This is a genomic window from Pseudoxanthomonas sp. LjRoot127, assembly GCF_964253495.1.
Classification (GTDB): domain Bacteria; phylum Pseudomonadota; class Gammaproteobacteria; order Xanthomonadales; family Xanthomonadaceae; genus Pseudoxanthomonas_A.
Genome location: NZ_CAXUQR020000001.1, coordinates 3597709 through 3621538 on the forward strand (window position 1 = coordinate 3597709; position 23830 = coordinate 3621538).

Sequence of the window (23830 nt, forward strand, 5' to 3'; positions counted from 1 at the left end):
CCGTGCACCAGTGCATCACAGGCGGCGCGACGCCGCAACCCCCGCAGTTTCCGAAGGTCAGCCATCGCCTGATGGTGCGCGTCAACATGCGGCGCGACGCGCACCGCTGCGGTGTGCCGGCAGGCCCCGCGCTGGCGGCCGTCGACCGCGCCTGGTCCACCACCGGCGGCGATCGCTACGCCGCGCGCCGCGCGGGCTGGGCAGCCACCGACGCGCTGCGTGCGCGGCTGCTGTCGCGGGAGGGCTGACCCATGTTCTTCCGCAACCTGGTGATGTTCCGTTTCCCGCCCACGATGGTGTGGCAAGTCGGTCCCGACCCGATGGACGCCGAAAAGCCGTGGCTGCAGGACCTGCTGGCAGATGCCGCACTGAAGCCGGTCGGGCCGCTGGAACTGTCGTCGCGCGGTTTCGTGTCGCCGTTCGGCCGAGATAACGATGCGCTGTTCGCGCAGGCCGGCGATGCGCTGTGGCTTACCGTCGGCGGCGAGGACAAGATCCTGCCCGGCGCCGTGGTCAACGAAGCGCTGCAGAAGAAACTGGCCGAGATCGAGGCCAAGGAAGGGCGGAAGCCCGGCGGCAAGACGCGCAAGCGCATCAAAGACGACCTGCTGCACGAACTGCTGCCCAAGGCGTTCGTGAAGCCGTCACGCGTCGACGTGTGCATCGACGTGCGCCGCGGCGTGGTGGCGGTGGATACGGCGTCCCGCAAGGTGGGCGAGGGCGCGGTGTCGGAGATCCGCCGGGCGCTGGGAAGTTTCCCGGCGCTGCCGCTGAACGCCGAAGTGGCCCCGCGCAGCGTGTTGACGGGCTGGATCAGCGGCGAGCCGTTGCCCGATGGCCTGTGGATGGGCGAGGACGCCGAACTGCGCGACCCGATGGAGGGCGGCTCCGTCATCAAGTGCCAGGACACGGACCTGATGTCGCAGGAGATCGCCGGCCATCTGGAAGCGGCGAAGCAATGCACGCGCTTGGCGCTGGTGATGGACGACTGCGTCAGCTTCGTCCTGGGCGAAGACCTGGTGGTGCGCAAGCTGAAGTTCCTCGACGGCGCCGTCGACCGGCTGGAAAACACCGAACACGACGACCTGCGCGCCGAACTGGACGCGCGCTTCGCGCTGATGGCGGGCGAACTGGGCCGACTGTTCGACGTGCTGGAACCGGCCCTGAAGTTGTCGAAGGCGGAGGGCTGACCATGCAGGCCGTCCGCTACTACAAGACCAACCATCCTGACGTGCTGCGCGCGATCAGCGCCCAGCGCGAAGCCCGCCGGACTCTACGGGATCGTGCCACCTCGTTTGCCTTCGACTTCGGCGGCAAGCCGGCGATTCTTAGCACCATCACCGACACGTACTTCGGCGGCATCATCTTCACGCCGCCGAAGCCGACGACCTTCTGGACGGCACCCGACGAACATGGCGCCCAGCGCCCGCGGTCCCGGCCGCCCACGCGCACGACGTGGACGCCCGAAGAGCGAGAGGCCCACAAGCGGCGCTTGGTTGATTGGGAGGCGCGCCGGCCGCGCGATCACGTCGGCGACGAGGGGCTCTACGCGGCGATGGGGACCGACTGGGGATGCCTGCTGTTCGTCGGCATCGCCTACTTCGACCATGCCGACTATCTCTACGTGGCGACGGCCGCGACCCTCGCACCGCACATGCAGGAAATCCTGGGAAGCGAGTATGAAGCAGCCCAGCAGCAGGCCAACGCACTGCGTGCCGCAGGGAAACAGGCGGTGGCCGCATGAACGTCATCGCCTTCCGAAGCCGCAGCACTGGCCCCACGCCGCCGACCACGCTGTCGTCGCTGCACCTGACGCCGATGGTTGACCTGTTTCTGGAACGCCTGCGCGTTCGCGGCGCAGCACGCAACACGCTGCTGGCGTACGGCAGCGACCTGCGCCACTTCGTCGTGTTCGCCCTGCGCATGGGCGTGGCGCTGGCCGGACAGGTGGACGAACGCCTGGTCAATCGCTGGATCGATGCCGGCATGCAGGAACGCGGCTGGTCGCGCCGCACCGCGCACCGCAAGCACATGACCCTGCACAGCCTGTTCCAGTGGGCTATCGGCGAGGGTTACGCGCTGCGCGACCCCACCACGGACGTGCGCATCACCTTCCGCCCGCGCGCCGTGGTGGCGCCGGAACTGGAACCGCTGAAGCGCGTCGTGGCCGCGATTGGCACGCAGGCGCCGCTGGACCTGCGCGACCGCGCCATGTGCCTGCTGATGCTGGACGCCGCGCTGCGCGCCAGTGAGGTGGCCTGCATCGACGTGGAGGACGACACCCACCCGCGTCTGCACTGGGTGGACCTAGTGGCGCGGCGCGTGCACGTGCGGCCGAAGGGCGGGGCGGATACCGACGCCGACGTGGTGGGACTGGAACCGCAGACGGTCGAAGCCATCCGCGCGTGGTTGCGGGTGCGCGGCAAGCTGGCCAAGCCGGGCGAACGGGCCATGTTCGTCAACCAGAACGGCGTGCGCATTGCCCGCCAGAGCGTCTACACCATGGTGCGCGCCCGCGGCGCCGCCGCCGGCCTGCCGCGCCTGCACCCGCATCTTTTTCGGCACCGCCGAATCGGCGACATCGTGGAAAAGCTGGGGCTGGATGTCGGCAGTGCGCAGGCCAGGCACCGCCACAAGTCCACCACCGTCAACGTGTACGGCACACATGCGGCCGAGGTGCAGCGCAACGCGGTGCGAGAACTGGCGCCACTGGGAGACATCGCATGCAACGGATGATCAGCCACGCCGAACCGCTGCCGAACTGCCGCAACGGCCACCGCGCCCGCCACATGCACGACGTGCGCCGTGCCGAAGCCGGCGGCGGCCACCTGGTCGAGTGCGCCTGCAGCACCACCGGCAAACACGCCGAGTTCGACACCGCACTGGTGGAGTGGTGCCGGGCCAACGGCCACCCCGTTCCGCACGCGCTGCTGCAGGCGCCGCTGCCGCTGTCCAACGTCACCCATTTGAGGGCGCGGCCATGACCATGACGCAGCTGCAGCGCGATGCACTGGCCCGCGCAAAGGCGGGCGAATGGGAACTGGCGGACGCCATGGAACTGGTGGAGCGGAGCCGCGCAAACCATGTTCCGCGCACCGTCGTAGACGAGTTTGCGGCGCGCGAACTGGACAACGAAGACATCGGCGCAATCGGCGGCGTCTTTGCGAACGGGCGCATGCGGCTTATCGGATACGGCAAGCCGACCTGCAACAAATGCCAGGGCGACGGCGAAGTGGAGTGCGACCACTGCGGCCACACGGGTGACTGCAAGGAATGCGACGGAACCGGTGGAGGTGACGGCGTGATTCAGGTCTTCACCGACCTCAACGACACCGTAGTGCCGGAGGGGAACGAACCGCAGCGCCCCGCCATCATTCGGCCCATTTCGTGGGCTCAAAAGATCCTCGCCGCTTACCACAAAGAACAACACGCGCAGCGTCACGCTGCCAAGACCTTGGAGAACGCATGATGCGCGCCACCGTACAAGCCGCCGATCTGTCCACCATCCTAAAGCAAGGCGTGGCCGTGACCGGCAAAACCACACTGGACGTGCTGTCCCATGTGCTGATCCGCACCGATCGCGACGGCATCACCATCGAGTCCACCGACCTGAACACCTACATGCGCGACCGTATCCCGGCGCGCGTGGATGAAGCGGGCGAAGCCCTGCTGTCATCGCCCATGCTGTACGCAGCGGCCAGTGCAGGCGGCGAAGTTCGCCTGGATCACCAGGGCAAGGTCAGCCGCGGGCGCAGCCACTACAAAGTGCCGTACCGCGATGACGTGACGGAGTTTCCGGCACAGGAAGACGTCGTGTTCCAGCCCGTCGACATCGACCCGGTCGCGCTGGCCGCCGCGTTGCGCCAGGTGGAGTACGCGCCCGACGATGGCGATGTCCGCCCGATGGCAAAGGCGGCGCACATCGAGCGCGGCCGCGTGTGGGCCACGGATGGAAAGCTGCTGGGCCGCGTCGCTTTCCCGTACGACGGCCCCACCATTTCCATTCCGGACAACCAGCTGAAGCGCGTGCTGGACGTGCTGGCCACCGGCGCAACGCTGCACATCGCCAACGTGCAGGACAATCAGGCGGGCAGCCTGCGCATCGACAACGGGCACCTGACGGTGGTGGTGCGGCTGCAGCACGTCGGGCGCCTGCCCGATCCGGAACCGCTGCTGCCGCTGCCCAACGACAAGCACCCGGAAGTGGTCATCGACCGGGCCGGGCTGGTCGCCGCACTGCGGCGCTTCATGCCCTTTGCGCTGCGGGTCGGCGACAAGCAGGTGGTGATGGCGAACGTGGCGTTGGAACTGCAGGAAGGCCGCTTCCTGATGACCAACACCAGCGGCGAAAGCCACGAAGACCTGACGGACCTGGTCAAGTCGACGCGCGGCAGCTTCCGCGAAGGGTTCGACTTGCGGCTGATGCTGTCGCTGCTGCAGGGCATCACCACGGAAACCGTCCACCTGCGGCCTGGCGTCAAGGGTGCGGCCATGCTGTTCCAACCCGGTGGCACCGAGCGCGACCAGGTCGCCCACGTGCTGATGCCGGTGAGGCTGTAACCCATGAGCGCCGACCAGAACAACGCGCTGCTGGCCGCGCTAAAGGAAGGCCCGATGACGGCGATGGACGCGCTGAACCGCCTGGGCATCGCCCGGGCGAGCGCCCGGGTGTTCGACCTGCGCGAGCAGGGCCACGACATCCGCAGCACGGACATCACCGTGACGAACCGCCAAGGCAAGCCCTGCCGGGTGGCCCTGTATTCGCTGGGCGACGCCCAGCGCACCTTGCTGCCCGTACACCCGGGCAGGGGAGTTATGCACCCATGAATAACCCATTGATTCCCGTGCTGCTGGTGCTGGTCGCCACGCTGGTGTCCGGCATCGCCCTGGGCGTGCTGGCCCACGCCACGTGGCGCCGCCGCCGGCAGCTAATGTCGCCGCTGTCAGTCGACGGCCTGGCCGAACGCGCCGACGTGAACGGCCAGGCGCTGGTGCAGATGGCCAAGGCCATGCGCGAGCGCGCCGCCGAGGAACAGCGCGACACCCGCCGCACCGAACTGCTGCGGTGGGCGCGCCTCGCCGAACAGGCCGCGCAGGAACACCTGGAATGCATCAACGCCATTTCGCTGGACGCCTTGCAGCAGGTCAGCGAAGCCACGGTGCACCTGGGTGACTTTCGCCCCGCCAGCGATGACCGGCGGCGTAACCCGCCCATGAAGGCGCCGCCGATTCTGTGGAGGTCGCGCCATGGGTGAGTTTGCCACCGACACCCGCCACATGGCCCTGAAGATGCTGTCTGATCTGAGGGCCGACCGCTACGTTGCCCGTGCCTTCGGCCACCAACTTGCCAGCATTGAACGGGCTGTCCGCATCGGCGGGCCAGACGACCGCTACCCCAGCTATAACGGCCTTCTGATCATTGCGCAATCCGTGTGCGGCGCGCTTTCGCGTGCCGGCATTACCGACTGCGACGATCCCGGCGAGGCTATCGACGTTATGCGGACGCGCCTTGAATCCAGGATCACCGCCCTTGAAGCGGTACAGCAGGCGGGAGAGGACGACACAAGGCGTTTGAACTGGCTGGCGACCAACCCGCGCGGCGCCAACATCATGGTTGATGGCGAGGCGAAGCCTTGCATTTTCTGGGGTGTTTCTTCGGCGCCAAATCACACCCTTCGCGAGGCCATCGACGCCGCTGCTAGCGCTTCGGCCGCCAGGCAATCAAAAGACGGTGGCGCCAATGCGTGAGCGCATCGCCGAAGCCCTGTTCCAGTGGCTGGTGTTCGCCATCGCCGGCCAGCGACCCCCTAACCTGGTGGTTGGTCAGGACAACCCCGATGGCGCCTACCTGCTGCGTTGGTACGTAACGCCATGGCGTGGCTGGTTTGCCGGCGCGGACATGGCGAAGCGGTCATGGTGTACGCGAGCGGCGCACACCATCGTCAAGCGCCTGCCCAATCTGTACCTGCACAAGTTCCTGAGGGACGACGACGACCGCGCCCTGCATGACCACCCGTCGTGGGCCATCAGCTTCATCCTGCGGCGCGGGTACATCGAACACACCATCGCCGATGGCGGCATACACCACCGCCGCGAGTATGGCCCCGGCAGCCTGCGTTTCATGCGCACACGGCACACGCACCGCATCGAACTGCACACCGACACGAAGACCGGCACCGCCGAGCCGTGCTGGACGCTATTTTTGTTCGGTCCGCGGAGCCGGGACTGGGGCTTCCACTGCCCGGAACGCGGCTGGGTGCCCTGGCAGAAGTTCACCGCCGAGGGCAAGCCGGGCGAAGTGGGGAAGGGGTGCGACGCATGAAGGCAGACGCGAAGCCGGCGAAGGCGACATCCGCCGACGTGCGAGCGGCGCTGGTCCTGCGGTACCCCGCCGACAGCCATGCACTGATGTTCGAAGTCGCGCCGCGCACAGGCGGCGGCACGCGGTATGCCGACGCCGTTGCAGTTGGATTGTGGGCAAGCCATGGCCACGGTATCGAAGGTTTCGAAATCAAGGTGTCGCGCACCGACTGGCTGAACGAACTGAAGCAGCCGGAAAAGTCAGACCCCGTCGCGCAGTACTGCCATCGCTGGTGGCTGGCATGCGCACCCGGCGTGGCGCAGCCAGACGAGTTGCCGCCAGGGTGGGGAATGCTTGAACTTCAGTCCGGCGGCACCCTGCGCATCAAGGTACAGGCACCGAAGCGCGAGCCGGTACCGGTCACACTGGGATTTTTCGCCTCGCTTATCCGTCGCGGCGCCACGCCTGACAACGCCGTCATCCGCACTCTGGTGGACCGTGAAACGAAGGCGTACGCGGAGCGCTTCCAGGAAGACCGAAAGCAGCAGCACCGCGAGGAATTGAGCTACCGGCACCAGCTCGCCGAAGAGGCCATGAAGCACATCACGGCGCTGAAGGAACGTACCGGCATTGATCTGCTGGACTACAGCCACGGCGAAGAGTGGTACCGCGCAGTCGACGGGCTGCACGCCCTGCAGAAAGGCAACTACAGCCGCTCCAACCTCGCTGACCTGAAGGAAGACCTGGCGCGCGCCATAACAGCCATCGACAAGGTGGGACTGGTGATGCCGGAGGCGGCCGCATGAAGCCCGTCCGCGAGTGCCCGGCCTGTGGCCAGAAGACCGACACGCCGTCGTGCTGCGGCGTGTTCCTGGACAGCAAGTTCACCATGACGAAGGCGCGCACGATCGCACTGCGGCGATACGCGCATGGCCGCAAGGGTCTGGACGTCGAAACCTACCGCATGCACCTGGAAGGCGTGGGCGCGCGCAGTACCACCGAACTGACGCGAGACCAGCACACGGCCCTGCTGAAGCGCTTGGGTGCGCTGCCCGACAAGCCCAGGCCGGGCAGGGGGGCTCCCGCATGATCCTCGCCGTTCCCAGCGCGTGGGACGTGCTGCAGTTGAGCGACAACCCGTCGCGTCTGCCGCTGTCGGTGATCCAGCGCCGCCTGCACGTTGGCGAGAACTGCGCGCGCGAGTTGCGCCAGCAGGCATGCGAGCGGATGCGCCTGCAGGCCGTACCCGACGACACCGTACCCAGTCGCCTGGAACTGCGGCTGATGCGCGATTACCACTTCAGCCGCGCCGAAGCGCGCGTGGCAAGCCACATGATCCAGACAGGTGAAATCACATGCCCCATTTGAGCGCAACACCGAAACCCATCACCACCCTGGCTGATGCCATCGAAGCCGGCGAACACGCCTTGCGCCGCGCGCCGGCCGGCTGTCCGGCACTGGTGACGCCCCACGTGATGCGCATGCTGCTTGACGCGGCCGCCGCAACGGAGGCCACCCATGGCTGACGGCGGCGCACGCACGCAGCTGGGTTTTCACCTGCCCGACATCACCGCCGTGTCGCGCCTGCGTGCCGGCGAAATCGTGGTGGATCTGTTCGCGGGCGGCGGCGGTGCCAGCAAGGCGCTGGAAACCGCACTGGCACGCGCCGTCGACGTGGCGATCAACCACAACCCGTGGGCGATCGGCATGCACGCCGCCAACCACCCGTACACGAAGCACCTGTGCGAAGACGTGTGGCAGGCGGACCCGGTGAGGGAAGCCGCCGGCCGGCCGGTGGGCTGGCTGCACGCCAGCCCAGACTGCACGCACTTCAGCCAGGCCAAGGGCGGGCAGCCGCGCGACCGCGCCACGCGTTCGCTGGCCTGGGTGATCCCGAAGTGGGCCGGCAGCCTGAAGCGCGCAGGCAAACCGCCGCGGATCATCAGCATGGAAAACGTCATGCAGATGCTGAAGTGGGGGCCGCTGGTGGCCAAGCGCGACAAGGCCACCGGGCGCGTGGTGAAACTGGACGGCACCGTGGCCGCGAAGGGCGAGCGCGTACCGCTGCAGCAGCAGTTCCTGATCCCCGACAAGCGCCGCGAGGGCCAGACCTGGCGCCAGTTCATCGGCGTGATGCGGGCGCTGGGGTACGTCGCCGAGTGGCGGAAACTGAAGGCGTGCGACTACGGCGCCGGTACCAGCCGCGAACGCCTCTTCGCCGTGTTCCGTTGCGACGGCGAGCCGATCCAGTGGCCGGCGCCGACGCACGGGCCGGGCAGGGCACAGCCGTACGTGACCGCAGCGGACTGCATCGACTGGTCGATTCCGTGCCCATCGATCTTCACCCGTGCCAGGCCGCTGGCCGACGCCACCATGAAGCGCATTGCCCGTGGCGTGAAGCGCTACGTGCTGGACGCCGCCGAGCCGTTCATCGTGCATGCCACGCATGGCGGCGAGCGCCGCCCGCACGGCGCCAGCGAACCCGTGCCGACGATCACGGCCGCGAACCGCGGCGAACTGATGGCGGTGTCACCCACGCTTGTGGAGTGTGCCAATGCATCGGCCGATGGTGTGGCTTCCGCCGACGCGCCCCTGCGCACGATCACAGCTTGGCCCAAGGGTGGTTCGCACGCCGTCGCGGCGCCGGTGCTGGTGCAGGCCGGTCACGGTGAAGGCAAGCCCGGGGCAGGGCGGTGGAGTTACGGCGCCAATGACCCGCAGCAGCCCATTGGCACCATCGTGGCCAGCGGCGGCGGCCAGGCACTGGCTTCGGCCGCCCTGGTGAAGTTCCGCCACGACAGCGAGGGCGCGCCCGTCGACGCCCCGCTGCCGACCATCACCAGCGGCGCAGGCGCCGCACGGCCCGCCGGTGCGGCGCACGCCATGGGCGTGATGACGGCGCACCTGGAACAGGCCAATGGCGGCTTCTACGACGGCGACGGCAAGGCCGCAGACGAACCGCTGTCGACCATCACCAGCAGCGGGACGCAGCAGCGCCTGGTGGCAACCAGCATGGTCACCATGCGCGGCGACAACGTGGGCGCCGCGGCAGACGACCCGCTGCGCACGATCAGTGCAGGCGGCGAGCATCACGCACTGTTGTCCTGCGAACTGAGCGCGGAACACGAAGCCGGCGCGCTGCGCGTCGCGGCGTTCCTGATCAACTACTACGGAAACGGCCAAGCGCTGGCGCTGCCAGAGCCCATCGACACAATCACGACGCGCGACCGACTTGCGCTGGTCACGGTGTCCGTGCAGGGCGTTCCGCACGTCATCGTCGACATCGGTCTGCGCATGCTTCAGCGGCACGAACTCTTCCGCGCGCAGGGGTTCCCGGCGGACTACATCATCGACCGCATGGCCTGCGGCACGCCGCTTTCCGGCAGCCGCAGCGTGGCCATGGTGGGCAACAGCGTCAGCCCGCCGCCGCTGCACGCGATCGCCGTCGCCAACCTGGACCCGGCCGACGCCGACAGGATGGCCGCGTGAGCCGTGGGCATCAGGTGGTGGTGGTCACCGGTCGACTGGGTGCAGATCCGGCAGTGAAGGCGCCACCCAGTGGCGGCATGGTGGCCGAACTGCGCGTGGCCGTCAGCGAGTCCTACAAGGACCGCGCTGGCAACCGCACGGAACACACAGAGTGGATACGCATCAAGGTGTTCGGCCAGGCAGCGGAAGCCGTCCAGCGCTTCCTGAAGAAAGGCGGCCTAGTAACGGTGCAGGGCAGGTTGCACACCGAAAAGTGGACGGCCGGCGACGGCAGCGACCGTTACAGCACGTGGGTGTACGCCTCGCCCAGCGGCGTGGACATCCACCATCAGCCGGAACACGAAGGCACGCGGGCAGCGCACAGGGGACGCGCTGCAACGCCCGAACCGGAACCGGCCGCCCCAGCCGCACAGGACTGGGTGGACGATGACGACTTCAGGTTCTGATGGCCGGCAAGCGGTGCGCACGAGGATGATGCGCGGCAGCGGTGCGCAGCGTGGTGATGTCGATGCCGAGGTAATGCGTGGTGGTGTCAGCATCGGCGTGGCCCAACAGCTGCGCCAGCGCCATGATGTTTACGCCTCGCTTGTGCAGTTCAGTCGCGAACGCTGCGCGCAGCAGGTGCGGGTAATGGCCGGACCACGGCTGCCCGGTGTAGGCCGCTTCCAGGCGCGCGAAGCCGCACGCCAGGCCCAAGGCGCGACGTGCATACCGGTTGACCACGACCCACACGCTGCGGCCGTCGCGAAGTGCCTTTCCATGGCGCGTCACGAACAGGGCGCTGCGCTTGCCTGGCCGCACCGTGGCGCGCAGGCGCAGGTAAGTCTGCAGGAGGCCGTACCAGGACGGACCGAACGGCACCAGGCGGTCGACGCCGCCTTTCCCGCGCACGTACAAGAAGCCATCGATGCGCACGCTGCCAAGTTCCAGTGTGGCCAATTCGCTGGCGCGCAGGCCGCACTGGTAAAGCGTGGCCATGATGAAGTGATCCCGAAAGCCCACGAACGTGGACAGGTCCGGCGCCGCCAGCAGCAGGCCCACTTCATGATCCGACAGCGCCCGCGGCAATCGCTGCGGTGCACGCTTCTGACGTGGGTAGCCATCGGGCTGCCAGGCGTCCGGTTCGGCGACCTTCAGCCAGTTGAACCACGTACGCAGGGCCGACAGTTCCAGGTTCAACGACGCCTGTTTCAGCTGGTCGCGCGTGCGCCGCGTGGCCACATAGCGTGCCACCGGGTCCAACTCGTCGGGCACGTGCACCGCGAACGCCGCATAGCGCGACACCGTCGCGCGGTACGCACGCACCGTCGCCGGACTTCGACCCATGCTGCGCAGGGTGATGACGAAGCGATCCAGCAGCCGGTCAATCTGACAATATCCGTGTTTTAGCACCACCAACGGAAATCCCACCCATTCAGAAGAGCGGATAAACCGTCGAATATTCAGATAGATGCAGTGCGTAGCTAAAGCACCACCCTAGCTAGGACATAATAGGCATTATGCGAAATGAGCCATGGCACGTGCGCGTGTGGCGACGCCTGGCACAGTTCATGCGTAATCACCCTTCCACAATCAGGGAGGCGTACGTATGGGCGTGATAGACCCTACGCAGCGGCACGAACTGACCGGCCTTTGGGCCGGTTTTGGTTTCCAGCAAGGACACATGTGGACCCCAGAGGGTTACACGTTATACCCGGAGCAAATGCGGTGGTGGTCACTGACATGCAACATTGCAAGGGAGTGGACGGTGATGATGGAAGAAGCCAGAAAAGCGGGTTTACAGGGAGTGGATACGGGGGAACGGGACCCACGTGTGAGCATCATTCGCCAGAGCTTGCTGGCATCAAGGCCGCGAATAAAGCGTTCAGCGTAGCCTACGGCTACCTGGCCCAAGGACCGTGATAGACAGCGGAAATAAATAAGCCGAACAGCATAAAAGTGCCGTATCCCATATCTATGCTGTCTTCTCTAAACCGAAGGCCCCAGTAGCTAACAGGTTTTTCCTTCATGTCTGAACCAATCCTGTATAACAGCTGAATGGTAGATAACTGGCATGATTCTTGCCCTATTGACAGCTAATGCCTAAATACTGTAGGCCAGCGCGGCAAGTAGACCAAGATGAAGGACATAGTATCCGAGGAAGACCCAGCGGTGACGGGGGATGTATGCATCGACTTGGCCAAGCAGCCACAGAACGGGAAATGCAGCGAGCGCCCACCACGTGCCATTGATGATCTGCAAGGAAGCAACGGATGCAACAAGGAGGGAGTAGTTGAGACGAGACGGATAACGAATTGCCCAGGTGGCAGTGACGACCACAGCAACGCCCATCCACTGATAATCCACCACTACCCCACCGATTGCGAATGCTGCAAACGCAATGAACCAATTGCGCTCATACGCAACATAGACACCAAGTGCGAGAGTGAAAAGGACATTGAGCGGTAGAAAGATGCCGAACGCAGCGGCGTGCAGAGGTTGAGCAATTACAGCGCACACCAACATGGCGAAGAGAGAGCGACGAACGCGGTCGGTCGAATGATTCGATGCAAGGTTGTAAGCCAACACGATTGCGAAGATAGGAAACACGATGCGAGAAGCGTCACTCATCCATTGAAACGAGCCAGCCCACAAAACCTTATTGGTGTGGTCGAAGGTCATCAGAATGAGGGCCAAGCACTTGGCGATTTCACGACCACCCGATGAGAGCGACATAGCAGAAAGGTCACCAAGTAGCGGTGTACTTCTCGGGTACCTCGCCGGTGACTGGCGAACCCATGTGAGCAGAAATGACGGTACCAGCGACCGGAGAACTCGAAGACCCCACCGTTCGAGAAGTTGACTGTTCACGCGTAGGTTCCCTCTTGTTGGCGTATTCATGCTTGATGTTGAAAGGCAACGGGTCGGCGAGCAGTGCAAGACAACGAGCGCGCGGCATATCAATGACGAAACCGTCAGTGTTGAAACAGCGACAGGAACGGTCGCCGGATGCACAGCCCATAAGCGACGGCGTCGGAGCGGTATTCAGATCGGCGTATGCGCCCATGCCTGGCAATTGACCGAGGCCCTCCCCCTCCCCCACAGGTACATCGGACCCGAACACGGAGGGAGCCGGCCGCGGGCCACCTGCGGTGGCCTCCGCTTTTGCCGGCTCCCCTCCCCCGAAAAACACGCTCAGGTCCCAGCCCATCCACCACCACACGGCAGCGAGTACTACAACGAGCGAAAACGCAGTCGTCAGCCCGTTTTTAATCTTTTTCGGCAGCTTGAACTTGTGGGATGTGGTGTGGAGCGTGGCGCTCTTATAGCGATTGTACAGTTCCTTCGGGTACGACCAGACTTCTTCATCAGCCTTCTCGCGTTCGCGTTCGTCGTAGGGGTCTGGTTGACACCGTGACCAGACCATCGTGCCGGCGGCCTGTAGGCCCATGGAGCGATTCATGTGCACATGCCGGCCGCACTGCTGGCGGACGTTGTGATGCACCTTGGAGGGCCACTGCGTGATGATGACAAGGTCATAACCGCCGTGGCGGTGCGTGGACATAGCGCGGATGCGGTGGTCCTGCGATTCGCCGGGCTTACCAGTGGCAGGGAATAGCAGCCCGTAACGCTCTAAGCCGGGCGTGATTCCGTCCGCATGACCTTCGTCGTACTGCACGTAGCTGCCCTTGGGAAGCATCGTCCAGTCGTTGTGTTCGGGCATGCGTTGAACCCACGGAAATGCATCAGGGTTCTCTTCGCGGGTAGCGCCTGCAACGTTGGAGTAAAACTCGCGCTCGGGTTGATAGTCCTTATGGTCAGGCGGAAGCTTGGACCGGCGCTGATTGTCCAGATAGGCCGCTTCCATCTCAGCCATAGCCTTGAGCGTTTTTCCGTTGCCGGGCTGGCCTGAAATGATGGTCAGCATTACGGCGATCCCTGCGTGTGCACGCGCGCCAAGCCAGCAAGGCCAGCAAGCAAGGAAATTTTGGTCATCATCGCGCTGCCAATGATCGTGATGATGTCGCCCAATCCGCCCAGGAGCAGGACGTTCAACACGTCAGCAGCCATTCCGCCAAGGGCGTTGTTCAACTGATCCAAGCCGTATTCCAACAGGGGAACGAACGCGACATAGCCGACGATAGTCAGACCGGCACCCACCAAGGTGCGGGCGATGAATCCGCCAAGCACCCACATGCCGAGTTTCAGGAGAAGACCTTGCATGTCAGAACCTCATTGGGCGGGCGTTGACGACGATGAACGCAGCGCTGATCCACGCGCACGCAATCGCTACAGGACGCATGTATTCCATGAATCCGCAAATGCCCTCGTAACCGAACTCCACAGTGGTATCTAGGACAGATGCTGAAATGGGCGCAGGGCACGTGCCGGCGCCCAAACCACTGTCACGCTCCTGCCATTCGATTTCCTTTTCCTCGTAAGGAAGCTCTACATCGTCAGGAAGCTGCGGGTCGAGCTTGAACCAGTTGATGAACTCACAGACCACCGTGGCCCAATCGCAGAAGCCAGGCCAATCGGTTTGATTCGGCGGTTCCTGATCGCCCCAATCGGAATCAGTAACCAGATCAGGTTGAGGTGTCGTAACGCCGTTGGCGGCTTCCAGCTGGCGCATGAGCGTATTGAGCGCAGCGATCAACTCAGGAGTACGAATAGGTGCACCCGTGTTGGGGTCGATCAGCACTGCGTTGACGATCTCAGGATGCTGCTTGAGGACTTGCCCGAGGTCGTAATCAGAAATGGGCTGATCCTCGCTGCCGGGATTGCTGTTGTGATGCGTTGCAGGCCACCCGCTGGCAGGACGGGTCAGAGGGTTTTCCAGATAGGAATTAAGCTGAGCGCCATCAGACTTTCGGGTACACCAGTAACGCATACCACCATTGGTATAGAGCCCCGCTGTGCCGCAGGGCGTTCGTTGAGTCTCCAAAATCATGATGCTCTCGACGATATGGAGAAGCTGGCCGGGGCTGTTGGCGCAGTAGTACTCACCGCCCTTACTCAAACAGAAGACCGTATTGGCCAAATCTGCCTGCGGAGTGCCGGGGGCGACCACTTGACCCTGCAGCTCGTTGATGGCCCAGCCCAAGCCTTCCAGAATGCTTTTGGCGGTCATATACCAGCCAGCAATCGGTACGAGCTTCTTAATGGACGATTTGAAGGCCGTACCGAGCGTGGCAGAGCCCACGGCGACAGGGAATTTGTAGTTGCCGGTCTGGCCGGCAGGACTAGTCCACGACGCCCAGGCGGAGGTGTTCGCGCCTGTAGGAGTAGCGCTTTGCCAGCGAATGCCTTGCGGGATAGGCTGGCCGCGCGGAATGTACTGATGGCCGTTCTGGCCACCCATCGCGAAGGAATTCATGGCCAGCGCGTACAAGACGACGCATAGGCCGAACGATGCGACAGTCAGTCGCCGCCGAAAAGAATGCCAAAGGCCATCAATCCCACGCATAACACAATCCACCCTTCCATCGTCGCTCTCCTGAAAAAAAGGGCGGCCGAAGCCGCCCTCCCCGCTCTTCGATCAACCGAAGATCGTCGCCTTGATCCACTTGTACGCCACGGCAGCAGCGGCCGGGGCGAACTTGGCGACGCCGACGGCGCCCACGGCAGCGGTGATGCCACCGATGGCGGTCACGGCGTCCGAGGCGTCGATGCCACCACCGCCGCTGGCGAGCGCGAGGCCCGGAGCGGCAGCGAAGGCGGCGAACAGCGCGAACAGCAAGGTCTTGCTCTTGGTCAGGTTCATTGCCTGATTCCTCTTCTTTATTGTTGTTGTTGTTGTTTTTGAAGCGATGGAGCAACAGCTATCGAAGGATGGAACGCACCACGCTGCGCATGCCGTACGCGACGGAAAACACAACGAGCGATGCCCCGAGAATTGCCGCTGCGCCTTCGATCGACAGCGGCGGGAGCAAAGAGGGCGCAGGTAGCCACGCCTGAGTGGTGCAAGACTCCAATTCGGAGTCGTATTCCACGCAGTAAAGGACGCGAGCTACCTGCGGAGTGGCCACGGCTTATGCGGCCTTGGCGGGGGACTGCGACTTGACGGGAACCAGCGTGAAGCGACGAGCCAGTTCGGGGCCGAAACGGCCGGCAATGACGTCGCGCTCAATCAGCCAGTCATGGTCGACAAGCTGATAGGCGACCTGCGGGTTGTCGATCTCGACCTCGACCTTGATACGCATTTCTTCGGTTTCGAGGGTGCCGTCTTGGAAATGCACCTGGCGCTGTCCGTTCTTCGTGTTGACATAGCGGCTCTTCGGTTCGCTGGTGATCTTGATACGTGCCATTTTTCTTTCTCTCTTCGGTTGGGTTGTCGTGAATTTCGGGCGGTACTTGGGGGTCAAGCTATGGCCCCCCTTACCCCCCACGCGGAGGAATCGGAAAGCTGCTTGTTGAACCCCAACGCGATGCTTGCATCAGTCCGCCGAGTGATCCGGGTGACGCTGGTGCGGCTGGATCAGGCCTTGCTGCTCAGGTCGGTCGGTGAAGTCGATCTTCGGTGGCGCCCAGGCGCCGTAGTTCTTGCTGAAATCGACTTCACCGCCCTTTGTTACGTACTTCGACACGTAGCCGGTGATATCTGCTTGGCTTCGTGGTGCTTCGATTCGGTTGCGTCCGAATTCCCGGTACCAGAATTCGTGCCACTGGTACCGGTTGATAATTCGATTCAGATCATCAGTTGGTGCTGCTGCCACTGCGTGGAAATGGATTCGTCCGTCCCGGTGAAATTCTTGTCCCCTCGCCCACTGGATGCCGCCATGCCAACGCGTTGACCACTTCGGTCCGTATGCTTCGCGGTTGATGCAGCTGACGAAATATCGGAACGCTTTATCAGCCGCTTCCGCGTGTACCCCTCCGTTGCGTCCTGTCTTGTTGAGTCGGAACGTAAGCGTCCAAAACTGTTGCCACCGTGTGCGCCGTAGGAGATCCGCATAGCCCTGCGCGTGTAGATCAATTGACCGCAGCTGCGGCAGTGGGTCAGGTCCGTTCCCTGTACATCGGTCAGCGTCTGCAACTGACCCCCACACGTGCACGGGCTGGATGGGTGATACGTCATCGGTCATCGCCCTGCCCCGATCCGATCCACTTGATTCGTGCAGCAATCAGTCGGTCGAGTTCGGTGCGTTCTTCGTGCGTGCGTGCGCGTCGGCGTTGTTCGGTCAGTTCATGCAGTTTCATGCGCGTGCCTCGCGTAGTGCGCGGCACTCGTCTATCTGTTCGGTAGCGATGCGCTCAACCTCGCGCCAGAATTTCAGCGAGGGAGCGCGACGGGACGGGAACAGGTCGCGCTGTATGCGCTTGGTCTGCGCAATGTCCAGGGCTATACGTGCGCCGCGTTCGGTGTCTGTTGTGCGGGCCATTACTTCGACCTCGCGAAGAGGAAGCCGTAGATAAGACCAGCAGCAATCGGACCAATGAAGAAAGCGATGAGGAAGGCCATTAGCGCATCCTCATTAGGCGGAAGTACTGGACGAAGAATTGCAGCAGGCACATACCTGCTGACAGGCCGTAGAAGCCAGGCCAGATCGGAAGAAGTTCAGACGGGTTCTGATAAGCCCAGAGTGATGCGAAGAAGCCGAACAACCAGACGATGAGCATGAACATTAGCCACGCTCCTGCGCCATCTGCGCTTCACGTAGCTGTTCTTCGAGGTGTTCGCGGATGGCGACCTTTTCTTCTTCCCACGCCAATTGGAGGTCGGCATCGGCTTGTGCCTGGCGCTCGCGCTCGCGCTTGGCAGCAACGTAGTCGGACCAGAGTGCAACGGCCTTGTAGACCCCGCACACAATCCAGATCGCGAGCAGGTAGAGGCAGATTTCCAGCAGGAGGCCGGCGAACTGCAGGAGCAAATCAGGAGTGAGGTCCGGAGGACTCAGGGGACTCATGCGAGCACCTCAGTCCAACCATTGCGGTTGATAACGAGGCGGAAATCGCGAGTCGGATAAGCCGTGCGGCGACGGCGAAGCGCGGCGAGGCCTGCGCGTTTGGTGGCAGCAGTGGCCACGGATTCGTAGCCTGCCAGCGTGTCCTGTACTTGATACATGGTGGAACCCCCTGCCCTAGCGCCCTAGACCCCGGACACCCCAGCTAGGGCGCTGGGGGCCGGGCCACCGGGGGAACCCGATGATGTTCTCCGTCGGAGAACATGCGGCTTTGTACACTGGGGGAGAACAGAATGTCAACAGGTGGAGAACATGACCGTCACAGAGCTTCTGGACGCGGCAAAAGCGGCGCAGGGATTCAGCACGGATATGGCACTAGCGAAGGCTTTGGGAATCAGCCGATCAGCTGTGTCAGCGTGGCGCAACGGGGTAAAAACACCGGATACGGTGCAGTGTGCGGCGCTGGCCGGTTACACGGGTCTACCACTAGCCCAGGTACTAGGTGTGGTCGGTGAGGCGCGGGCAATCAGCAGGGAAGAAAAGGCAGTGTGGCGGAAGTTGGCGGCGTCAGCGGCACTGCTGGCGCTATTCGTAGCCCCTTCGCTGATGCAACAGGCCCATGCTGCAACGCTTCACAACCTACCCTCGTCCGACCCCTCAACAGCAGCAGCAGCTACAGCAGCAACGGCAGTCGGTCTAGGCATTATGCGAAATTAAAGATGTACCTAGATTGGGCTCTCGGCGCTCTAAGGCGGCCCCACCGATATCCCCGCCTCGGTCTGCACGACCGGCTTCATCGTCCCATCCGCGTTGTACTGCAGATGCTCGACCGTGACCGCACGCCGCCCGATCGCGCCGTTCTGGTCGCCGATGGCGAGCGCGGCGTTGTGCAGGAACAGGTACCAGCGGCCCTTGAACTCGGCGATGCCCGGATGGATCGTGAAGCTGTACCTGCCTGAGCCCGTCAGCTCGCCGCGGTACGTCCACGGACCGGCCAGCGAGGTCGCCGTCGCATAGGACACCTTTTCATCCCGGTGCGTGGCACGGTCCAGCGATGCGTACGTCAGGTAGTAGAGATCCCCGCGCTTGTGCAGCCACGGACCTCCTTCGAAATGCGGCGGCGTGATCTCGGTGATCGGACCGTCGAGCTCGATCATGTTCGGCTTCAGCCGTGCGATGTAGCACTGCCTATTGCCCCAGGCGATCCACGTCGTGCCATCGTCGTCGGTGAAGACCGTCGGGTCGATGTCCTCCCAGCTGTGCGTGCCCCTGGGCGTCATTTGGTTGGTGATCAACGCCGCACCCTTCGCGTCGACGAAAGGGCCGGTCGGCGTGTCGGACACCGCCACCGCGATGGCCTTGCCCGGATGTCCATCGTCATGCTCGACCGCTGCGTAGAACCAGAAGCGTCCGTCCTTCTCGATCGCCTGCGAGGCCCACGCGTCCGCCTTGGCCCAGGCGAAATCGGCCACCTTCATGATCGGGCCGTGGTCGACCCACGTTGCCATGTCCGTCGTCGAATACACCAGCCACTCGCGCATGTTGAACATCTCGTCGCGCTGCGCCTGATCGTGCCCGACGTAGAGATAGAGGCGGTCGCCGACCACGAGTGGCGCCGGATCGGCGGTGAACTTGTCGCGTATCAGCGGATTCGAGCGTGGCGTCACGGCCTGCGCGCGCTCCCCGGCCGGCTGCGCCGACAGAGGAAGCGCCAACAGGGTCGCCAACAGCGGCATGCATGCGAAGTGGCCGATCCTCATCGTGTGTTCTCCTGCGTGGCGGGTTCCGCGCCCTGCCCCATGCGCGCCAGCCAGCCGTGCATTGCCATCCAGGCGGCGAACGCCTCGAACCAGCCCGTGCTCGTCGTCGGCTTGGCGTACATGCCGAACCCATGGCCGCCCTGTTCGTAGAAGTGGAATTCCACCGGGCGCCGTGCCGTGCGCCACGCTTCGACCAACCCGAAACCGCCATCGGCGAACAGGCCATCGTCGGCCGCGATCGCGACGAACAACGGTGGCGCATCCGTGGGCACGTCGATCGCAGCCAACGGCCCGTAGATCATGCCGATGAAGGCAGGGTCGGCGTCGTCGCCAGCCAGCGTCGTCGCCAGCGTCAGCATGGCGCCGGCGGAGAAGCCGACCATGCCGATGCGACGCGGGTCCACGCCCCACTCACGGGCGCGACTGCGCACCAGCGCGAACGCGGCGCGCGCATCGGCGATCTGCGGCGCGAGCTGCGGTATCGACGCGAGCGGATCCACGCGGTACGCGGGCACGGGGCCGGCCAGCATCGCCTGCATCGATTGCGCGAAGCCATCGAGATCGTCGGGTGTCCGCTGCAGCCGGTACTTCAGCACGAAGGCGGCGACACCCCGATCCGCGAGGGCGCGCGCAACCTCCCATCCTTCGTTCTGCATCGACAACGCGCGGAATCCGCCACCCGGCGCCACGATCACGGCCGTGCCGGTCGCTTTCGCCGGATCCGGCAGGAAAGGCGTGAGGGTGGCGCGGTCGACGTTTCGCACGAACACGCTGCCGTACTGCAGGTGCCAGGCTTCGTTCACCTTGCTGTCCGCGTCGCGTGGCGGACCAAGTTGAACGGCGTTCGGCTGCGGCGGCGCGGCGATGGGTGTCATCGCGTCGTCCTGGGCATGGACAGGCACGATTAAGGTCCACGTCACTCCGGTGAACGCGATGCAGCAGAATTTCAGTGCGCGCATCACGATGGCGGAGGCCGTCCGGCGAGCGATCCCCTGCAAATGAGGAATCATTCCGCCCTCCCCTTGCCGCGCTCCCAGGCGAGCTCGAAGGACAACGACGCTCTCTCACCGGGCGACAGCACGCGCGGCGCAAGCGTGAAGGCATCGGGCGGGCCGGTCTGCGGTTCGACGCAGGTGGAATGCGCGGCACCGTCGTAGACCACCCAGTGATCGGTGTCGGCCTTCAGGCGCAGCAGCTGATCGCCTCGCTGCAGGGCGATGTCGCCACTGGCGACGAAGCAGTCATCCCACGGACCGGCGCTGGGCGGCGTGCGCGGCAACGTGGCGATGCCGTCGGCGTCGCGCGGATACATGGCGTCCGGGCTGAACACCAGTCTGTCGGGTTTTCGGAACCATGGGTGCCATCCGAGTGCGACCGGCATGGCCCGCGTCCCCGCACGCACCGCGAGTTCAAGCAGCAGCCGGTCGCCCTCCACGCGCAGCGCCTGCGTCGCCGTGCCGCCGAACGGCCAGTACCCGTCCTGGGGAAGCATGAGCGACAGTTGTGCGCTGTCCGCCTCGAGCACATCGACCTGCCACGGCCGCGAGAATCCGACGCCGTGGATCGCATGTCCGCCGAAGTTCACCGGCAGCCTGTGCGCCGCGCCGCCGAACGCGAAGCGTCCCGCGCGCAGGCGACCCGCCCACGGCACCATCGGATAGCAGCCCCACGCGATGGTCGCGGGCCAGCCGTCGTCCGGCCCGACCAGCCATTCCGTTCCATCGAAGCGGATCTGCGCCACGCGACCGCCGGCGTCCGGCGCGAACGCCACCTGCAGGCGCTCCGTGCGCAACCAGCGCAGCGGCCCGGCATGCAACGGCGCCAGCGCATCGTCGCACGGCAACCGCGGCTCAGCCGCCATAGGGATCGATGGTGCGGATGCGGCCGTCCGCTTCGTGGTGCAACACCGTGCACTTGGCGGAACGCAGGTGCGTCACCCCGCCCGACATCAGGGCATCGTGGTAGAACAGATACCACTGGCACTCGAACGCGCAGATCGAATGATGTGTGGTCCAGCCGACGACCGGCGTGAGGATCACGCCGCCGTACGTGAATGGGCCATACGGACTGTCGCCAACCGCATAGCACAGCAGGTGCGTGTTACCGGTGGAATACGACAGGTAGTAGCGACCGGCGTGCTTGTGTACCCAGGGGCCTTCGAAGAACCGGCGCGCATGGTCGTCGGCACGCAGCGGACGTCCCTGCTCGTCCAGGATCACGATCTCGCGCGTCGGCTCGGCGAGCGACGTCATGCCCGCATCGAGCCGGCCGACGCGCGGCCCCAGCGCAGGCGCCTCGCCCACCGGCTCCTCGTTCGCCGCGTCATGCCGGTTGTCGCGGTACTTCTGCAACTGGCCGCCCCAGATGCCACCGAAGTACAGGTAGTGCGTTCCGTCGTCGTCTTCGAAAACGGCCGGATCGATGGAGTACGCCCCGTCGATGGGCGCGGGTTCGGCGGTGAACGGCCCTTCCGGCGTCTCCGATACCGCCACGCCGATACGGAACAGGCCGCCGCCGTCCTTGGCGGGGAAATAGAGGTAATAGCGCCCATCGCGATGTGCGGCGTCGGGCGCCCACATCTGCCTGTCGGCCCAGGGCACATCGCGCACATGCAGCGCTACGCCGCAGTCGATGGCCTCGCCTTCCGGCGAGTCCATCCGCAGCACGTGGTAGTCCTCCATGCCGAAGTGGCCCCCTTCGTCGTCGAAGGCACCACCGCCGTCGATGTCGTGGGAGGGATAGATGTACAGGCGTCCTTCGAACACGTGCGCCGAAGGATCGGCCGTGTAGATGTGGGTCACCAGCGGCTGGGAGATCGCACGCGCCTTCAGTCGCTCGAGCGTGCCGTCGGGCGCCGGCGCGTCGTCGTGCAGGGAGGTTTCGTTCATGGGCAGTGGGGTGTGGGTCATGCGGCTGCGCCCGCTGCGCGGCGACGCTGTTCGAGGTCGTGTTCGATGCGCGTCTCCATCCCCTTGTCGATCCGGTAGACGAAGAGCAGCGCCACCGCCACCAGGAACGGGATGGAGCAATAGACGCTGACGGTCAGCCGGATGCCGTCGACGACCGCGTCGGGCTGCGTGGCAGCACCGGCCTGGTAGCCGTAGTGCGCGAGGATGCCGGCGACCAGCGCGCCGCCCACGCTGAGGCCGATCTTCAGTCCGCACAGCATGGCGGAGAAGATGATGGCGGTGGCCCGACGATGGTTCTTCCACTCGGAGTAGTCGGCGACGTCGGCGATCATCGCCCACAGCAGCGGGATGGTGATGCCGTAGCAGAAGCCGTGGAGCATGAAGGCACCGAACGCCAGTGCCACCGCGGTGGGCGGGAAGACGTAGAACACCAGCAGGAACAACGTCGACACGAACAGTGCGCCACCGAAGACATCGCGCTTGCCGAAACGGTCGGCCAGGCGGCGCGACACGCCGATGCCGAGGATCATGCACAGGATGCCGCTGCCGTTGAACAGGCTGAACGCCGACGTGGCCGGATCCTCGGGCCAGGTGAAGCCCGACAGCCCCAGGCCGGTGAGCGCGGCGTTCAGTGCCGCGATGAAGCCGTTGAAACCCGAGTTGTCGAGGAAGCCCGACAACGCCGCCTCGCTCATGTAGTACTGGAAGTAGTAGATGTAGGTGCCGCCTTTCAGCGCGAGGTTGATGAACACCAGCACCGTCAGCGCCAGCATCACCTGCCACGGCCGGTTGCGCACCAGGTCGGCGAGGTCCTGCATCACCCCGGCGGACTGCTCCTTCGTCGGCACGATGCGTTCGCGCGTGGTCGCGAAGGTGACCAGGAAGAAGACCGTGCCGACCACCGCGAACACGGTCATCACGCGCTCGAAGCCGAGCACGCGGTCGCCGTCGCCCAATATCAGCACCAGCGGCATCAGCAGTACCTGGATGATGAACTGCGCGATCATCACGGCCACGAAGCGGTACGCCGACAGGCTGTTGCGCTGGGCCATGCTGCCGGTCAGCACGCCGCTCAGCGCCGAGTACGGCAGGTTGTTCGCCGCGTAGACCAGCACCAGCAGGCTGTAGGTCAGCAGCGCGTAGGCGACCTTGCCCCGCTCGCTGAAGTCCGGCGTGCTGAAGGCCAGCAGCGACAGCACGCCGAACGGGATCGCCGTCCACAGTATCCAGGGGCGGAACCTGCCCCACCGCGTCGACGTGCGGTCCGCAGCGATGCCGATCAGCGGCGTGAACACGAAGGCGCCGAGCAGGCCCACGACGAAGATGATCGTCGCCGCCGTCGCCGGCGGCAGGCGGTACACGTCGGTGTAGAAGAAGGCCAGGTACGTGATCAGCGTCTGGAAGATCAGGTTCGCCGCCAGGTCGCCCAGGCTGTAGCCCAGCTTTTCCCGGATCGTGAGCGTGTGGTCAGTGCTGGCCATGCGTCGG

Annotated in this window: 37 protein-coding genes; 19 read left to right on the forward strand and 18 right to left on the reverse strand. The window is 64.7% G+C overall.

From position 1 onward, the window contains the following. Positions 1 to 2: 2 nt before the first annotated feature. From ACSQ19_RS16960 to ACSQ19_RS17040, 17 genes are read left to right on the forward strand one after another with little or no spacing between them, the layout of a single operon-like run. Positions 3 to 248 (forward strand): hypothetical protein, encoded by a 246-nt coding sequence (locus ACSQ19_RS16960; RefSeq protein WP_435998605.1) that lies wholly within the window; start codon positions 3 to 5, stop codon positions 246 to 248. 3 nt (positions 249 to 251) lie between these two features. Then, positions 252 to 1190: a recombination-associated protein RdgC gene (locus tag ACSQ19_RS16965; RefSeq protein WP_435998607.1), complete on the forward strand. Its 939-nt coding sequence runs from the start codon at positions 252 to 254 to the stop codon at positions 1188 to 1190. A 2-nt stretch (positions 1191 to 1192) separates the two neighbouring features. Then, positions 1193 to 1744, forward strand: a complete 552-nt coding sequence (locus tag ACSQ19_RS16970; protein ID WP_435998609.1) for a hypothetical protein — start codon at positions 1193 to 1195, stop codon at positions 1742 to 1744. Then, on the forward strand, positions 1741 to 2736 hold the full coding sequence (locus ACSQ19_RS16975; RefSeq protein ID WP_435998611.1) for a tyrosine-type recombinase/integrase: 996 nt from the start codon (positions 1741 to 1743) through the stop codon (positions 2734 to 2736). Before ACSQ19_RS16970 ends, ACSQ19_RS16975 begins: the two co-directional genes overlap by 4 nt. Further along, a complete protein-coding gene (locus ACSQ19_RS16980) occupies positions 2724 to 2984 on the forward strand; it encodes a hypothetical protein (RefSeq protein ID WP_435998613.1) in 261 nt (86 codons plus the stop codon). The genes ACSQ19_RS16975 and ACSQ19_RS16980 overlap by 13 nt, the downstream gene beginning before the upstream one ends. Beyond that, the gene (locus ACSQ19_RS16985; RefSeq protein WP_435998615.1) at positions 2981 to 3469 is read left to right on the forward strand and encodes a hypothetical protein; all 489 of its coding nucleotides are present in this window, start codon (positions 2981 to 2983) and stop codon (positions 3467 to 3469) included. Before ACSQ19_RS16980 ends, ACSQ19_RS16985 begins: the two co-directional genes overlap by 4 nt. Beyond that, a complete protein-coding gene (locus ACSQ19_RS16990; RefSeq protein WP_435998617.1) occupies positions 3466 to 4560 on the forward strand; it encodes a hypothetical protein in 1095 nt (364 codons plus the stop codon). Before ACSQ19_RS16985 ends, ACSQ19_RS16990 begins: the two co-directional genes overlap by 4 nt. Positions 4561 to 4563: 3 nt before the next feature. Then, positions 4564 to 4827 (forward strand): helix-turn-helix domain-containing protein, encoded by a 264-nt coding sequence (locus tag ACSQ19_RS16995; protein ID WP_435998619.1) that lies wholly within the window; start codon positions 4564 to 4566, stop codon positions 4825 to 4827. Continuing rightward, positions 4824 to 5255 carry a hypothetical protein gene (locus ACSQ19_RS17000; protein ID WP_435998621.1) on the forward strand — a complete coding sequence of 144 codons (432 nt, stop codon included), beginning with the start codon at positions 4824 to 4826 and terminating at the stop codon, positions 5253 to 5255. The genes ACSQ19_RS16995 and ACSQ19_RS17000 overlap by 4 nt, the downstream gene beginning before the upstream one ends. After that, positions 5248 to 5748 carry a hypothetical protein gene (locus tag ACSQ19_RS17005; RefSeq protein ID WP_435998623.1) on the forward strand — a complete coding sequence of 167 codons (501 nt, stop codon included), beginning with the start codon at positions 5248 to 5250 and terminating at the stop codon, positions 5746 to 5748. The genes ACSQ19_RS17000 and ACSQ19_RS17005 overlap by 8 nt, the downstream gene beginning before the upstream one ends. After that, positions 5741 to 6322, forward strand: a complete 582-nt coding sequence (locus ACSQ19_RS17010; protein WP_435998625.1) for a hypothetical protein — start codon at positions 5741 to 5743, stop codon at positions 6320 to 6322. The genes ACSQ19_RS17005 and ACSQ19_RS17010 overlap by 8 nt, the downstream gene beginning before the upstream one ends. Then, positions 6319 to 7107: a hypothetical protein gene (locus ACSQ19_RS17015; RefSeq protein ID WP_435998627.1), complete on the forward strand. Its 789-nt coding sequence runs from the start codon at positions 6319 to 6321 to the stop codon at positions 7105 to 7107. The genes ACSQ19_RS17010 and ACSQ19_RS17015 overlap by 4 nt, the downstream gene beginning before the upstream one ends. Next, positions 7104 to 7391: a hypothetical protein gene (locus tag ACSQ19_RS17020; RefSeq protein WP_435998629.1), complete on the forward strand. Its 288-nt coding sequence runs from the start codon at positions 7104 to 7106 to the stop codon at positions 7389 to 7391. Before ACSQ19_RS17015 ends, ACSQ19_RS17020 begins: the two co-directional genes overlap by 4 nt. After that, positions 7388 to 7669, forward strand: a complete 282-nt coding sequence (locus ACSQ19_RS17025) for a hypothetical protein (RefSeq protein WP_435998631.1) — start codon at positions 7388 to 7390, stop codon at positions 7667 to 7669. Before ACSQ19_RS17020 ends, ACSQ19_RS17025 begins: the two co-directional genes overlap by 4 nt. Next, positions 7657 to 7827, forward strand: coding sequence for a hypothetical protein (locus ACSQ19_RS17030; RefSeq protein WP_435998633.1), 171 nt, complete (start codon positions 7657 to 7659; stop codon positions 7825 to 7827). Before ACSQ19_RS17025 ends, ACSQ19_RS17030 begins: the two co-directional genes overlap by 13 nt. Beyond that, on the forward strand, positions 7820 to 9790 hold the full coding sequence (locus tag ACSQ19_RS17035; RefSeq protein WP_435998635.1) for a DNA cytosine methyltransferase: 1971 nt from the start codon (positions 7820 to 7822) through the stop codon (positions 9788 to 9790). Before ACSQ19_RS17030 ends, ACSQ19_RS17035 begins: the two co-directional genes overlap by 8 nt. After that, positions 9787 to 10236 (forward strand): single-stranded DNA-binding protein, encoded by a 450-nt coding sequence (locus ACSQ19_RS17040; protein ID WP_435998637.1) that lies wholly within the window; start codon positions 9787 to 9789, stop codon positions 10234 to 10236. The genes ACSQ19_RS17035 and ACSQ19_RS17040 overlap by 4 nt, the downstream gene beginning before the upstream one ends. On the opposite strand, the gene ACSQ19_RS17045 is transcribed toward ACSQ19_RS17040, so the two are convergent. After that, a complete protein-coding gene (locus tag ACSQ19_RS17045; protein WP_435998639.1) occupies positions 10226 to 11200 on the reverse strand; it encodes a tyrosine-type recombinase/integrase in 975 nt (324 codons plus the stop codon). The genes ACSQ19_RS17040 and ACSQ19_RS17045 overlap by 11 nt on opposite strands. Before the next feature lie 178 nt (positions 11201 to 11378). Between ACSQ19_RS17045 and ACSQ19_RS17050 the strand changes: the two genes are divergently transcribed. Further along, entirely contained in the window at positions 11379 to 11663 is a 285-nt protein-coding gene (locus ACSQ19_RS17050; protein WP_435998641.1) for a DUF3653 domain-containing protein, read from the forward strand. Between the two features lie 209 nt (positions 11664 to 11872). Here the strand turns inward: ACSQ19_RS17050 and ACSQ19_RS17055 are convergent, their stop codons facing one another. The 12 genes from ACSQ19_RS17055 to ACSQ19_RS17110 all read right to left on the reverse strand — a co-directional run bounded on the left by ACSQ19_RS17055 (position 11873) and on the right by ACSQ19_RS17110 (position 17834). Next, complete coding sequence (locus ACSQ19_RS17055) at positions 11873 to 12505, reverse strand: TraX family protein (protein ID WP_435998643.1); 633 nt, start codon at positions 12503 to 12505, stop codon at positions 11873 to 11875. A gap of 10 nt (positions 12506 to 12515) precedes the next feature. Further along, entirely contained in the window at positions 12516 to 13697 is a 1182-nt protein-coding gene (locus ACSQ19_RS17060; protein ID WP_435998645.1) for a zonular occludens toxin domain-containing protein, read from the reverse strand. Next, a complete protein-coding gene (locus tag ACSQ19_RS17065) occupies positions 13697 to 13993 on the reverse strand; it encodes a DUF2523 family protein (protein ID WP_435998647.1) in 297 nt (98 codons plus the stop codon). Before ACSQ19_RS17065 ends, ACSQ19_RS17060 begins: the two co-directional genes overlap by 1 nt. Before the next feature lies 1 nt (position 13994). Then, a complete protein-coding gene (locus ACSQ19_RS17070) occupies positions 13995 to 15146 on the reverse strand; it encodes a virulence factor TspB C-terminal domain-related protein (protein WP_435998649.1) in 1152 nt (383 codons plus the stop codon). Positions 15147 to 15308: 162 nt separating this feature from the next. Beyond that, positions 15309 to 15533, reverse strand: coding sequence for a major capsid protein (locus tag ACSQ19_RS17075; protein ID WP_435998651.1), 225 nt, complete (start codon positions 15531 to 15533; stop codon positions 15309 to 15311). A gap of 268 nt (positions 15534 to 15801) precedes the next feature. Beyond that, positions 15802 to 16077, reverse strand: coding sequence for a hypothetical protein (locus ACSQ19_RS17080; RefSeq protein ID WP_435998653.1), 276 nt, complete (start codon positions 16075 to 16077; stop codon positions 15802 to 15804). A gap of 129 nt (positions 16078 to 16206) precedes the next feature. Continuing rightward, positions 16207 to 16854 (reverse strand): rolling circle replication-associated protein, encoded by a 648-nt coding sequence (locus ACSQ19_RS17085; RefSeq protein ID WP_435998655.1) that lies wholly within the window; start codon positions 16852 to 16854, stop codon positions 16207 to 16209. Continuing rightward, positions 16844 to 16969 (reverse strand): hypothetical protein, encoded by a 126-nt coding sequence (locus ACSQ19_RS17090; protein ID WP_435998657.1) that lies wholly within the window; start codon positions 16967 to 16969, stop codon positions 16844 to 16846. The genes ACSQ19_RS17085 and ACSQ19_RS17090 overlap by 11 nt, the downstream gene beginning before the upstream one ends. Beyond that, positions 16966 to 17151 (reverse strand): hypothetical protein, encoded by a 186-nt coding sequence (locus tag ACSQ19_RS17095; protein WP_435998659.1) that lies wholly within the window; start codon positions 17149 to 17151, stop codon positions 16966 to 16968. Before ACSQ19_RS17095 ends, ACSQ19_RS17090 begins: the two co-directional genes overlap by 4 nt. Before the next feature lie 79 nt (positions 17152 to 17230). Then, the gene (locus ACSQ19_RS17100; RefSeq protein WP_435998661.1) at positions 17231 to 17395 is read right to left on the reverse strand and encodes a hypothetical protein; all 165 of its coding nucleotides are present in this window, start codon (positions 17393 to 17395) and stop codon (positions 17231 to 17233) included. Continuing rightward, entirely contained in the window at positions 17395 to 17676 is a 282-nt protein-coding gene (locus ACSQ19_RS17105; RefSeq protein ID WP_435998663.1) for a hypothetical protein, read from the reverse strand. Before ACSQ19_RS17105 ends, ACSQ19_RS17100 begins: the two co-directional genes overlap by 1 nt. Further along, positions 17673 to 17834 (reverse strand): hypothetical protein, encoded by a 162-nt coding sequence (locus ACSQ19_RS17110; RefSeq protein ID WP_435998665.1) that lies wholly within the window; start codon positions 17832 to 17834, stop codon positions 17673 to 17675. The genes ACSQ19_RS17105 and ACSQ19_RS17110 overlap by 4 nt, the downstream gene beginning before the upstream one ends. Positions 17835 to 17985: 151 nt before the next feature. Between ACSQ19_RS17110 and ACSQ19_RS17115 the strand changes: the two genes are divergently transcribed. Next, complete coding sequence (locus tag ACSQ19_RS17115; protein ID WP_436001012.1) at positions 17986 to 18390, forward strand: helix-turn-helix domain-containing protein; 405 nt, start codon at positions 17986 to 17988, stop codon at positions 18388 to 18390. 29 nt (positions 18391 to 18419) lie between these two features. Here the strand turns inward: ACSQ19_RS17115 and ACSQ19_RS17120 are convergent, their stop codons facing one another. The 5 genes from ACSQ19_RS17120 to ACSQ19_RS17140 form a co-directional block, all read right to left on the reverse strand. Continuing rightward, entirely contained in the window at positions 18420 to 19433 is a 1014-nt protein-coding gene (locus ACSQ19_RS17120; protein ID WP_435998667.1) for a glycoside hydrolase family 43 protein, read from the reverse strand. Continuing rightward, positions 19430 to 20308 carry an alpha/beta hydrolase gene (locus ACSQ19_RS17125; RefSeq protein ID WP_435998669.1) on the reverse strand — a complete coding sequence of 293 codons (879 nt, stop codon included), beginning with the start codon at positions 20306 to 20308 and terminating at the stop codon, positions 19430 to 19432. Before ACSQ19_RS17125 ends, ACSQ19_RS17120 begins: the two co-directional genes overlap by 4 nt. Positions 20309 to 20439: 131 nt before the next feature. Then, positions 20440 to 21294 (reverse strand): aldose epimerase, encoded by an 855-nt coding sequence (locus ACSQ19_RS17130; protein WP_435998671.1) that lies wholly within the window; start codon positions 21292 to 21294, stop codon positions 20440 to 20442. Next, the gene (locus tag ACSQ19_RS17135) at positions 21284 to 22321 is read right to left on the reverse strand and encodes a glycoside hydrolase family 43 protein (RefSeq protein WP_435998673.1); all 1038 of its coding nucleotides are present in this window, start codon (positions 22319 to 22321) and stop codon (positions 21284 to 21286) included. Before ACSQ19_RS17135 ends, ACSQ19_RS17130 begins: the two co-directional genes overlap by 11 nt. Positions 22322 to 22338: 17 nt before the next feature. Next, positions 22339 to 23823 carry an MFS transporter gene (locus tag ACSQ19_RS17140; RefSeq protein WP_435998675.1) on the reverse strand — a complete coding sequence of 495 codons (1485 nt, stop codon included), beginning with the start codon at positions 23821 to 23823 and terminating at the stop codon, positions 22339 to 22341. Between the last annotated feature and the right edge of the window lie 7 nt (positions 23824 to 23830).